The organism is Lacinutrix sp. YIN62, from assembly GCF_057219185.1.
The window spans coordinates 17,503-30,795 of record NZ_JBXVVH010000002.1; the positions used below are offsets into that span (position 1 = coordinate 17,503).

General features: G+C 33.8%; 7 protein-coding genes. 5 read left to right on the plus strand and 2 right to left on the minus strand.

Annotated elements, in window-relative coordinates; translation table 11 throughout:
* Nucleotides 1-246: 246 nt before the first annotated feature.
* The 5 genes from AC2D8I_RS01555 (at nt 247) to AC2D8I_RS01575 (ending at nt 9,813) form a co-directional block, all read left to right on the plus strand.
* Nucleotides 247-1,461 carry an RsmB/NOP family class I SAM-dependent RNA methyltransferase gene (locus tag AC2D8I_RS01555; protein ID WP_484704231.1) on the plus strand — a complete coding sequence of 405 codons (1,215 nt, stop codon included), beginning with the start codon at nt 247-249 and terminating at the stop codon, nt 1,459-1,461.
* Between the two features lie 12 nt (nt 1,462-1,473).
* Nucleotides 1,474-2,532: an endonuclease gene (locus AC2D8I_RS01560; protein ID WP_484704232.1), complete on the plus strand. Its 1,059-nt coding sequence runs from the start codon at nt 1,474-1,476 to the stop codon at nt 2,530-2,532.
* Nucleotides 2,533-2,868: 336 nt separating this feature from the next.
* Nucleotides 2,869-6,531, plus strand: coding sequence for a phosphoribosylformylglycinamidine synthase (gene purL, locus AC2D8I_RS01565; protein WP_484704233.1), 3,663 nt, complete (start codon nt 2,869-2,871; stop codon nt 6,529-6,531).
* Between the two features lie 335 nt (nt 6,532-6,866).
* Nucleotides 6,867-7,664 carry a helix-turn-helix domain-containing protein gene (locus AC2D8I_RS01570; RefSeq protein ID WP_484704234.1) on the plus strand — a complete coding sequence of 266 codons (798 nt, stop codon included), beginning with the start codon at nt 6,867-6,869 and terminating at the stop codon, nt 7,662-7,664.
* Nucleotides 7,665-8,040: 376 nt separating this feature from the next.
* Entirely contained in the window at nt 8,041-9,813 is a 1,773-nt protein-coding gene (locus tag AC2D8I_RS01575) for an AMP-dependent synthetase/ligase (protein ID WP_484704235.1), read from the plus strand.
* A 58-nt stretch (nt 9,814-9,871) separates the two neighbouring features.
* Here the strand turns inward: AC2D8I_RS01575 and AC2D8I_RS01580 are convergent, their stop codons facing one another.
* Complete coding sequence (locus AC2D8I_RS01580; protein WP_484704236.1) at nt 9,872-11,266, minus strand: aldehyde dehydrogenase family protein; 1,395 nt, start codon at nt 11,264-11,266, stop codon at nt 9,872-9,874.
* Nucleotides 11,267-11,280: 14 nt separating this feature from the next.
* Nucleotides 11,281-12,921: an acetolactate synthase large subunit gene (locus tag AC2D8I_RS01585; RefSeq protein WP_484704237.1), complete on the minus strand. Its 1,641-nt coding sequence runs from the start codon at nt 12,919-12,921 to the stop codon at nt 11,281-11,283.
* Between the last annotated feature and the right edge of the window lie 372 nt (nt 12,922-13,293).

A 13,293-nucleotide genomic window follows, 5' to 3' on the forward strand; every position in this document is an offset into this window, starting at 1 on the left:
TTCCGTTTTTTTACTGCTTTATATTAATACTTAAGTGTAATACTTTTCAAACCAATATAAAATTAATGCATTCTTAATTATTAAAAGGTTTAATTAGAGAATGTAGCTCACATATTCCATCTAAAATTGTACATTTGCAAGCTGAATTAAAAGAGATAATACTTTGATTTTAATTCATTTAATTAAACACCAGTCTCCTGCTTCATTAAAAACGAAGGTTAAAGACTGAATATTGAAGACTAAAAAATGAGATTACACAGGAATTTATGTTTTGCTACAGTTGATGGTTTATTACAAATTTTCAACGAAGGAATGTATGCAGACAAAGTAGTACAACAACTTTTAAAGCGAGATAAACGCTGGGGAAGTAGAGATCGAGGTTTTGTTGCCGAAACCACTTATGATATTGTACGCTGGAAACGTCTATACAGTGAAATTGCAAACGTAAAAGAACCTTTTTCTAGAGATGATATCTGGAGGTTATTTGCCGTTTGGGCAACATTAAAAGGTATAAAATTACCAGATTGGAAATATTTTGAAGGTACTCCTTTACGTAAAATAAAAGGCCGTTTTGATGAGTTATCTAAAATTAGAAAAGTAAAAGAATCCTTTGCCGATTGGATGGATGATTTAGCTTCTAAAGAACTAGGCGAAGCGGTTTGGAATAAAGAAGCTGTTGCTTTAAATGAACAAGCGAGTGTTATTCTTAGAGTAAATACTCTAAAAACAACAAAAGAAAAATTACAAACAGAATTGTTTGATTTAGATATAGAAACTGATCCTATTGAAGGCTATCCTTACGCCTTAAAACTAAGAGAAAGAGGAAACGTTTTTACAACCGAAGCCTTTAAAAAAGGGCATTTTGAAGTGCAAGACGCTTCATCTCAACGCGTAGCAGATTTCCTTGACGTAAAACCAGGAATGAAAGTTGTAGACACTTGTGCTGGTGCTGGAGGTAAAACATTACATATAGCAGCCTTAATGGAAAACAAAGGGCAAGTTATAGCTATGGATATTTATGACAATAAATTAAAAGAATTAAAACGTCGTGCAAAACGCGCTGGAGCTCATAATATAGAAATGCGAGTTATAGACTCTACAAAACCTATAAAAAAACTCCATAATAAAGCAGACCGCGTATTAATAGATGCTCCATGTTCTGGATTGGGAGTCCTTCGTAGAAATCCAGATGCAAAATGGAAATTACAACCGGAATTTATTAATACAATTAAAACGACTCAGCTTGACATTCTAACAAACTATTCAAAAATGGTTAAACCTGGAGGGAAACTCGTATATGCTACTTGCTCTATTTTACCTTCTGAAAACAATAAACAAGTGGAAGCCTTTTTATCCTCTGAAGCAGGAAAAGATTATACTTTTATAAAAGACAAAAAAATATTGGCTTACGAATCTGGTTTCGATGGATTCTATATGGCTTTATTAGAAAGAAAAAACTAACCCTACAATTACATGAAACACATTTACTTTATTTTTACCCTATTACTCACCTCCTTTAGTTTTGGGCAACAAGCTTATTATCAATCTATAGATTTTACTCAAACAGGATTAGATTTAAAAAGTGACTTATCCACTTTAATAACAACAACTCATACCAATATGCTAACATATACTCCTGGTGTATGGAACGCTTTAAAAGTTACCGATATAAATCCTAACAACCCTAACAATGTTATATTAATATATGGTTGGGAAGATGGCTCAGACGGAGATTGTACAAATGACTATGAAAGAGGAAGAGACGACAATGGTGGCTCTAGTTGTTCAGACTGGAATAGAGAACATACCTACCCTAGGTCTTTAGGAACTCCAAATTTAGGAAACTCAGGGCCAGGTGCAGATGCACATATGCTACGAGCTAGCGACGTGCAACGCAACTCTATGAGAGGAAATAAAAAATTTGCTGATGGCTCAGGAAATTCTAATACCGTTGGAAGTCATTGGTATCCAGGTGATGAATGGAAAGGAGATATTGCTAGAATGATGATGTACATGTACGTTCGCTATGGAGATGTTTGCCGCCCTACAAATGTTGGAATTGGTAGTAGTGCAAATACTCCAGACGATATGATTGATTTATTCTTAGAATGGAATGCAGAAGATCCCGTTTCCGATTACGAAATAACACGAAATGAATACCTTGGCGATACAAATAATACTTACGCACAAGGCAACAGAAATCCTTTTATTGATAATCCTGCATTAGCCACTATTATTTGGGGTGGTCCTGAAGCAGAAGATACCTGGGGGAACTTATTATCGGTAAATGAATTTACTCAAAACAATACTTTTGCTATTTATCCAAACCCTATAACTAACAATACATTTAGTATCAAAACAAATAGCGATGCAAATTATGACCTCTATGACGTTTTAGGTAAAAAAATATTAACAGGAAAGGTATCCAAAACCCAAAATGAGGTTTCCGTTTCTAATTTAAAAAATGGTGTTTATATATTAAGATTAAAATCAAAAACAGGTAGTATTACCAAAAAATTGATTAAACAATAATACCCCCTATTTATTAACAGGTTTCACTAAATAAATAGAAACCATATTTTCATTACAGTTAGAAAAACGCGCAAAAGCAATTATTTTAACCCTTTAGAAAACCTGTTTATTATCCCTTTAATAGAGAAGCCAAGGCTATAACTGCCTTGGCTTTTTCTTTTTTATAAAAAAATTCCTTTCACAAAGATTAATTTAGAAGAAAAGTGATAGTGTACTCATTTCTTTTCGTTAACAACCTCGTGAATAACTCAAAAATTAAGTCTCCCTTTTACTAAAAGAATACCGCTAAAAAACCTAAATTTACATTTTTAAAATAACACACAAACTAATAATAGAATGATTCATTTCTTCGGAAACCAAAACAGTAAAGTATTTGCTGTTCAAGCAACAAAAGAATTAACGCCTGAAACCATCTCAAAGCTTAACTGGCTTTTCGGCAATCAACCAAAAATAAATTCGGCGTCTTTAGACGCTTTTTTTATTGGCCCTCGTGCAGCAATGATAAGCCCTTGGAGCACTAATGCTGTAGAGATTACTCAAAATATGGGAATTGAAGGCATCATTAGAATCGAAGAATTTAAAGCCTCTACGGAAGGGTTTTCTAATTTTGACCCTATGATTTCTGAAAAATTCAGCAGTTTAAATCAGGATTCGTTTTCTATAGATATTCAGCCAGAATCCATTTTAAATATAGACGATATTTCGGCCTACAATAAAGCGGAAGGTTTATCCTTAAGCGATGAAGAAGTTGAATATTTAAACAAGGTTTCAAAAAAAATTGGACGGCCTTTAACAGATTCTGAAGTCTTTGGATTCTCTCAAGTAAATTCAGAACATTGCAGACATAAAATATTCAACGGTACTTTTATTATTGATGGTGAAGAAAAACCAACCTCTCTTTTTAAATTAATAAAAGAAACTTCAAAACAACATCCTAATACGATTATCTCTGCATATAAAGATAATGTCGCCTTTATAAAAGGTCCTAAAGTAGAACAGTTTGCTCCAAAAACTGCAGACAAACCCGATTTCTATACTACAGAGCACTATGAATCTGTAATTTCATTAAAGGCAGAAACACATAATTTCCCAACAACTGTAGAGCCTTTCAATGGTGCTGCAACAGGGTCTGGTGGAGAAATTAGAGATCGGCTTGCAGGTGGAAAAGGCTCTTTACCATTAGCAGGGACAGCCGTTTATATGACCTCATATTCTCGTTTAGAAGATAATAGACCCTGGGAAAAAGGTATGGAAGCTCGTAAGTGGCTATACCAAACGCCTATGGATATTTTAATAAAAGCAAGTAATGGCGCTTCTGATTTTGGAAATAAATTTGGACAACCATTAATCTGTGGATCGGTATTAACCTTTGAACACGAAGAAGAGGCTCGTAAATTAGGTTTTGATAAAGTTATTATGCAAGCTGGTGGTATTGGTTATGCTAAAGCACAACAAGCCTTAAAAGATACTCCACAAAAAGGAGATAAAATAGTTATTCTTGGTGGTGAAAATTACCGCATTGGAATGGGAGGAGCTGCTGTATCTAGTGCAGACACAGGAGCATTCTCTTCTGGAATAGAACTTAATGCTGTACAACGGTCCAATCCAGAAATGCAAAAACGTGCAGCAAATGCCGTTAGAGGAATGGTAGAAAGTGATGAAAATTTCATTATTTCCATTCATGATCATGGTGCTGGTGGTCATTTAAACTGTTTAAGCGAATTAGTAGAAGATACTGGAGGCCACATTAATTTAGATAAATTACCTGTTGGAGATCCAACACTTTCTGCAAAGGAAATTATTGGTAACGAATCTCAAGAACGTATGGGACTGGTTATTGCAGAAAAACATCTAGAAACATTAAATAAAATTGCAGAACGCGAACGCTCCCCAATGTACACTGTGGGAGACGTTACTGGAAATAATCGCTTTACTTTTGAATCTAAATCTAAAGGTGACAAACCAATGGATTTAGCATTAGAAGACATGTTTGGGAGTTCCCCAAAAACAATATTAACCGATACTACAGTTAACAGAAATTACAACAGCTTAAAATACAATACTAATGCTATTTTAGACTATTTAGACCAAGTCCTACAATTAGAAGCAGTCGCCTGTAAAGATTGGTTAACCAACAAAGTAGATCGTTGTGTTGGCGGAAAAGTAGCAAAACAACAATGCGTTGGCCCATTACAAATCCCATTAAATAATGTAGGTGTAATGGCTCTAGATTATAAAGGTACAGAAGGTATTGCTACTGCTATTGGGCACTCGCCTATTTCTGGATTAATAAACCCAGAAGCAGGGAGTCGTAATAGTATCACTGAAGCCTTAACGAATATTATTTGGGCGCCCTTAAAAGATAATTTACAATCGGTATCATTATCGGCAAACTGGATGTGGCCTTGTAAAAACGAAGGCGAAGATGCGCGTTTATACCAAGCCGTACAAGCTGTTTCAGAATTTGCTATAGATTTAGGCATCAATATCCCTACAGGAAAAGACTCTTTATCTATGAAGCAAAAATACCCTAATGAAGAGGTTATTTCTCCTGGTACAGTAATCATATCGGCTGCTGCAAATTGTAATGCAATATCAAAAGTAGTAGAACCTGTTTTTAATAAAGATGCTGGCGCTATATATTACATTAACATTTCTCAAGATACATTTAAACTAGGCGGCAGTTCTTTTGCTCAAATCTTAAATACGATAGGTAATGAAGCACCTAATGTTAAAAGTGCTACTTATGTAAAAACGGTATTCAATACCATTCAAGATTTAATAAAAGAGGATCAAATTGTTGCAGGACATGATGTGTCTTCCGGAGGCTTAATCACAACCTTATTAGAATTATGCTTTGCAGATGTTAATCTTGGCGCAGAATTGAACTTAACAGCCTTAGCTGAAAAAGATTCTATTAAATTATTGTTTTCTGAAAACGCTGGAATTGTTATTCAATCTAAAGATAACACTATAGAAGCGGTTTTATCTAAAGCCAATATTGAGTTCTTCAACATAGGAAAAGTAACAGATAATAATACAATAAGCATTATTAATGACTCAGAGGTTTATTCGCTTACAGTATCTAAACTTAGAGATGTTTGGTATAAAACTTCATTCTTGTTAGATCAAAAACAAACAGCCAACAATTTAGCTGAAACACGTTACAATAATTATAAAACACAACCTTTAAACTATATATTTCCTAAGCATTTTACTGGAAAGCTCCCTAAATTAGAGCCTAACAAAATAAAACCTAAAGCAGCTATTTTAAGAGAAAAAGGTTCCAACTCTGAACGTGAAATGGCAAATGCAATGTATTTAGCTGGTTTTGATGTTAAAGATGTGCACATGACCGATTTAATTTCTGGTAGAGAAACCTTAGAAGACATTCAGTTTTTAGGAGCCGTAGGTGGTTTTTCTAATTCAGATGTTTTAGGCTCTGCAAAAGGATGGGCAGGTGCCATAAAATATAATACAAAAGCAAATAAAGTTATTAAGGATTTCTTTAAAAGAACAGACACGCTATCTGTTGGTATTTGTAATGGCTGTCAATTGTTTATGGAATTAGACTTGATCAACCCAGAGCACGATGTACACGGTAAAATGATACATAATGATTCTCAAAAACATGAAAGCTCTTTCACTTCTGTAGCAGTACAAAAAAACAAATCTATAATGTTATCAAGTCTAGAAGGCGCAACTTTAGGGGTTTGGATTTCTCATGGTGAAGGTAAATTTAATTTGCCTAAAGCTGAAAACCAATACCATATTGTTGCAAAATATGGTTATGAAGGTTACCCTAACAATCCAAACGGTTCTGATTACAACACAGCAATGTTGTGTGATATAACAGGTAGACACTTGGTAATGATGCCGCACATAGAACGCTCTACTTTCCAATGGAACTGGGCTAATTATCCAAAGAATAGACAAGATGACGTTTCGCCTTGGTTAGAAGCTTTTGTTAATGCTAGAAAATGGATTGAACAAAAATAAGATTCTACTACAATTGCATTTAAAAAGGGGGCATTACACTAAAAAAATCCACAAACTATCATTGTGGATTTTTTTTATGGCATTCTAAATCTAATAATATTCTGCGTTCTTAAATTTTATAGATAATATCAGAATTTAAATACTTAAAAAAATAAAGTAAAAAACGTGAAAATATAGAGTTAAATCAAACGCATTTATAAGAAAAACATCCATATATCCAAGTAAAATCAAGGAATAAGCTAAAAAAATGTTATTAAAAGAAGGGTTCTTAATAAAAAATCCTATTTTGCAGTGCTATTTTACCGACACCGTTACTTATTACCTAACTATATCTTATGATATACAATGCTTTTAAGGCAGAGGATGATTGTTATTTAATTGAAGAGTATTATGAATTATTCTTTGACAAGGATATTACACCATATAACGCAGCAATATTGCCGGTTGCACTCCCACTAATCAATTATGTCAAAAAAGGAGACGTTATTGTTACAGGAAACATCCCCGAACGCTTACAAGGATTAATACTAACGCCTCAGTTCTCCAATTCTTATAATATAAGAATTGAAAAAGAAATGAGTTTACACGGCATTGCTTTACACCCAACAGCAATATACAAACTTACAGGTAATGATGTTTTTAAATTAAAAAATAATCACGCACCATTAAATGGGCTTTTTCAAAATTTATACAACGCTTTAATTCCCATATTTCAATCTGATCAAAAAGGAAACTCTCTTCTTAAAACATTAAACAAAACATTAGAGTCTTTACCCATTACAACTAATAATGATACCCAAAACATTGACAATGCCATTAAAATTATAAAAAACAAAGAAGGGCTACTTAATGTTCTTGATCTTTTAAACGAAATTCCTGTTTCACAAAAAACATTAGAAACGAAATTTAAAAAAATCGTAGGACTAACACCTGGTAAATACATAAGGCTTTATAGATTCATTAAATTAATGAAAAAATATGTTAGAAACGACATTGATATTAAAGACCTTATATTTATGTACGACTATTATGATGAATCACATTTCTCTAAAGATTTCAAGTTATTTATGAAAGAATCGCCTAAAGAATATTTTAAAAAAGATGCTTCTTTTCTTAAAGAATATTTAAAATAAAAGGATTTACGATTTTTTACATTTCTAATTATTAAATTCTATCTATTTTTACAAAGAATTTGTGCTACATATTTAATCAAATGAAAGTTAAGGGGTTCATTTAAAAACAGTTAGTTATTAAATATATACGAGGAAAGCATAAATTCAGCTATAATTTGTTTAGCAAATAAGGAGCTATTTTTTAATAGCTCCTTTATTTTTTATACCCTTTCCAGTAATCCCAATACAACACGCTTAAAATAAGTATTTTACACAACGTTTTGGAAGAAACAATTTAGAAACAGCTGTAATATTAACAACTTATTTTTATTTATCGCATTTGATAATCCTCGTATTTTTCATACTTTGCAATACTCATAAACTTTAAATATAAAGAATGGTAGACATAACACGCCTTTTCGATTTTCCATATTATCAGCTAGAAAAACATGATTTAGACGCCGCCTTAGTCACAAAATATAATGGAGAATGGATTAAGACTTCAACTAAGGACTATTTGGATAAAGCTAACGCAATAAGTCGTGCCCTTCTTAGAATGGGAATTAAAAAAAACGATAAGATCGCTGTAATCTCAACAACAAATAGAACAGAATGGAATATCATGGATATTGGAGTGTTGCAGCTAGGCGCCCAAAACATTCCTATTTACCCTACCATTTCTGCTGAAGATTATGAATATGTACTAAACCATAGTGAGGCCATTTACTGTTTTGTTTCAGATGAAGAAGTGCTCACTAAAATTAATAAAATAAAGGCCAATACTAAGCTTAAAGAAGTCTATTCTTTCGATCATATTGAAGGATGTAAACACTATTCAGAATTATTTGAATTAGGCAAAGACACTAACAATCAAGAAGAAGTAGAAGCTAGAAAAAACGCTGTTTCTCCACATGATTTGGCAACTATAATCTATACCTCTGGTACTACAGGTAAACCCAAAGGCGTAATGTTAACTCACAATAATATAACGAGTAATGTACTAAATTGTATTTCTAGGCTCCCCCTATCGGGTGAAAACCCTAAAGTATTAAGTTTTTTACCAATATGTCATGTTTTCGAACGGGTTTTAATATACATATATCAACATGCAGGAGTTTCTATATATTTTGCAGAAGCTATTGATAAAATTGGAGACAATGCCAAAGAAATAAACCCCAATTTAATGAGTGTTGTTCCTAGACTTTTAGAAAAGGTATACGATAAAATTTATGCCAAAGGGACAGAGTTAACAGGCATAAAAAGTAAATTGTTCCATTGGGCTATTGCTCTAGGAGAACAATGGGAACCTTATGGTAAAAATGGTGCTTGGTATGAATTTAAGCTAAAAATAGCAAATGCATTAATATTTAGTAAATGGAGAGAGGCTCTAGGCGGAGAATTAACAACAATGGTTTCTGGAAGCGCTGCGCTACAACCTAGACTTTCACGAATTTTCTGTGCAGCAAAAATGCAGGTTATGGAAGGCTATGGTTTAACCGAAACATCTCCTGTAATCTCTGTAGGCAAATACGACGATAACATGTTTCGTATTGGCTCTGTAGGAAAACCTATTGATGGTGTAGAAGTAAAAATAGCTGAAGATGGGGAGCTGCTTATAAAAGGCCCAAATGTTATGAAAGGCTACTATAAAGATCCTGAAAAAACAGCTAGCGTAATGACTAACGGGTACTTTCATACTGGAGACAAAGGTATTATTGATGCAGATGGTTTCTTAAAAATTACTGGCCGAAAAAAGGAAATGTTTAAAACCTCTGGTGGTAAATATGTGATTCCAACCTTGATTGAGAACGATTTGAAACAATCACTTTTTATAGAGCAAATTATGGTTGTGGGAGAAGGTGAAAAAATGCCTGCTGCTATCATTCAGCCTAATTTTAGCTTTATTAAAGATTGGATCGCTAAAAAAGGGCACAACATAGGCACCTCTCAAAACGAGATTGCCAACTCACAAATAGTCATTGATAGAATTCAAAAGGAAATCAATACTTCTAATGAGAATTTTGGTAAATGGGAACAAATCAAACGTTTTGAATTAACACCAGACATTTGGTCTATAGATGGCGGTCATCTAACACCCACTATGAAAATGAAAAGAAATGTGATTAAAGAGTTGTATATTGAGTTGTACGAAAAAATCTATCGTTCATAAAACTATTTTGTTATAAAATAATGTAACTATAATTTAGCGTAAATAAGCTAAGTTATAGTTACAAAACATTACTTTTTATTACCATTAATTTTTCTCTTGTCATTTCATGCATAGAATATTGAATGCCTCCCATCCCCATCCCTGAGGAATCACGACCTCCAAAAGGCATCCAATCGACTCTAAAAGCTGTGTGATCATTTACCATTACAGCTGTAGCGTCTAGTTTTTTTACAGTATCTAGTGCGATATCTAAATTAGCAGTGTATACCGCAGCTTGAAAATGCACCTCTAAATTATTTGCTTTACGAATAGCTACCTCTCTATCTGTATAAGTATAAATACAAACTACTGGACCAAATATTTCTAATTTAGAGACTTTCGCCTTTTCTGGAGGATTCAATAAAACGGTAGGCGCATAACAAGTACTTGAAATCCGTTGCCCACCACATAACAATTTAGCACCAAGCGCAATGGCTTCATTAACCCATGCCTCCACTCTATCAACTTCTTTTGGCAGAATGAGTGGTCCCACTTCCGTCGCTTTATTCATTGGATCTCCCACGTTTAGCTTTAAAGTCATTTCTACAAATTTTTTAATCGCTTTTTCACTAAGCGCTTTATGAATAAAAAGGCGTTGAACAGACACACAAACCTGACCTGCATGATAAAAACCTCCTTTAATTAAAGACGGCAATGCAAGAGTTAAATCTGCATCTTTTTCAACAATTACTGGAGCAGCACCACCATGTTCTAAAGCACATCGTGTTCCCGGACTAAGTTTTGAGCGAAGTGTCCATCCCACTTTTGATGAGCCTATAAACGAAAAATAATGAACTCTTTTATCTGTTACTAACAACTCAGCAACTTCATTTTCGCATAAAAGGACTTGGCACCAACCCTCTGGCAATCCTGCTTCTTTTAAAATCTCTACAAAAGTCAAACAAGAAAGCGGTGTTGTTAATGCGGGTTTTACAATGACTGGACAACCAGCTGCGATAGCAGTAATCACTTGATGTACTATAAGATTAAGCGGGTGATTAAATGCGCTTATAGAAGCAACAACACCTATAGGCTCTCGCATGGTAAAAGCTAATCGTTTTTCGGAAGCTGCCGTTAGCCCCATAGCGACTTCTTCTCCTTTTAAGTGTCCAATATGCTCTGCAGCCAACTTTACACCATTAATCGCTCTTAAAACCTCTACTCTTGAATCCATATAAGGCTTACCTCCTTCTTCTGTTGCTATGGTTGTAAGCGCTTCTATTCTAGTTTTCATAATTTCAGCGGTACGCTCTAATATTGCAATCCTTTTATGTGCTATAATCCACTGTGAGCGTGTATTAAATAACCCGTATGCTTTAGTTAATGCGTTTTCCACTTCTTTCTTACCCACTAGAGGTAATTCTTTTATCAATGTTTGGGTATATGGAGAGACTACTTTTAAGATCATTTTCATTTAGAGATTTAATATTAGAGTATGCAGGTTTTTTCTTTTAGCAATACATTTAAAATAGAGTGGTTTAAGGAATAGTCTACCGCTAAATCTATAAGGTGAATTCCTTCAGAATTTAAAGCTATTGTTAACATTTGTATAAAGCTTTCATCGCTAGTAGGTCGATGTCCTATTGCCCCATAGCTTTCAGCATATTTTACAAAATCTGGGTTCTTATAATCGAGGCCAAAATTATCAAACGCCATTCCTTCTTGTTTCCATTTTATCATACCATAAGCACCATCATTCAAAATAATAACCACTAAGTTTAATTGGAGTCGTACTGCAGTTTCTAATTCTTGTGAATTCATCATAAACCCTCCATCTCCACATACAGAAATCACCTTTTTATTGGGATTAAGAAGCTTCGCACATATTGCGGAAGGTAAACCAGCTCCCATAGTTGCTAAAGCATTATCTAGTAATAATGTATTAGGGTTAAAGCATTTATAATTTCTAGCAAACCATATTTTATAAATACCATTATCTAAAGTAACAATCCCATCCTTAGGCAGCTGCTCCCTAATAATATGCACCACTCTTTGAGGTAAAACAGGAAAACGCTTATCTTCAGAATATTTAGAAAGATGCTTTTCAATCTCAACTTTTACTTTTTTAAAATAGGAAAGATCCAAATGCGCCAATACATCTATTTCCGAGGTTAAGTTTTTTATAGAGGTCGCAATGTCTCCTATAACATTAAGTTGTGGGAAATAGACTTCGTCAATCTCAGCAGGAAGAAAGTTAATATGAATCACTTTACTTTTACCTATCTCCATAAAAAATGGTGGTTTTTCAATAACATCATGCCCTACATTTATTATAAGATCTGCTCTATTAATAGCACAGTGTACAAAATCATTATCTGACAAAGCGGCTGTGCCAAGAAAGCTATGATGATTTTCATTTAAAACACCTTTTCCCATTTGAGTATTGAAAAATGGAATCTTAGTTTTCTCTACAAACGCAGCTAAAGCTCTACTTGTTCTTTTCCTATTGGCTCCAGCACCTATTAATAATAGCGGCATTTTAGCCTCTTCTATCATGCTTACAGCCTTCTTTATAGTAAGTATATCGGCATCTGGACGTCTATGCCCCACAACTTCAAAAACTTTATCCTCAACCTCTTCATCTGCGATATCTTCTGGTAACTCTATATGCACAGCCCCAGGCCGCTCTTGCACAGCTAATCTAAAAGCTTCTCTAACCATAGCAGGAATATTATTTCCATTTACAACTTGATCTGTATACTTTGTAATGGGTTGTAATAAACAAACAATGTCTACAATTTGAAATTTCCCTTGCTTTGATTTTTTTATAGGCTTTTGCCCTGTAATCATCATCATGGGCATCCCTCCCAACTGCGCATATGCCGCTGGAGTCGTAAAGTTGGTAGCGCCTGGCCCAAGAGTTGCTAAGCAAACCCCAGGTTTTCCTGTTAATCGGCCATAAGTTGCCGCCATAAATCCTGCACCTTGTTCATGGCGAGTAAGTATTAACTTGATTTTTGATGTTTTTAAAGAATTTAAAAAATCTAAGTTTTCTTCTCCAGGAATCCCAAAAATATATTTAACGCCTTCATTTTCTAGAGCTTTAACAAATAGGTCTGATGCTTTCATATTATACTTAAAAATTATTGATTGTCCGCATTGTTATGTAACTATATGAGGCCATGTTACACAGTATTCTTTTTCATTTTTAAGGCTATTATAAATAGCTGGTACTATTTTTTTAACTATAATAACCCGCCTTAAAACTAAAGTTGATGTTTAGATTAAAAATAAAAAATTGAAGCTTAGCATACGTTTTTAATTAAAATAAGGCTTACATCATCCTATGCTATGTAAAAACAACTCTTAATCTTTCTCTAATTTAAGCATTTTTTTATTAACTGTGAGCATTTACGAGTAAATGAACAATAACGATCAAACAATTAATAATCAAACACATAAAACTAAAACTGCATTTAAATAGCAAGATGCTTCGCTTTC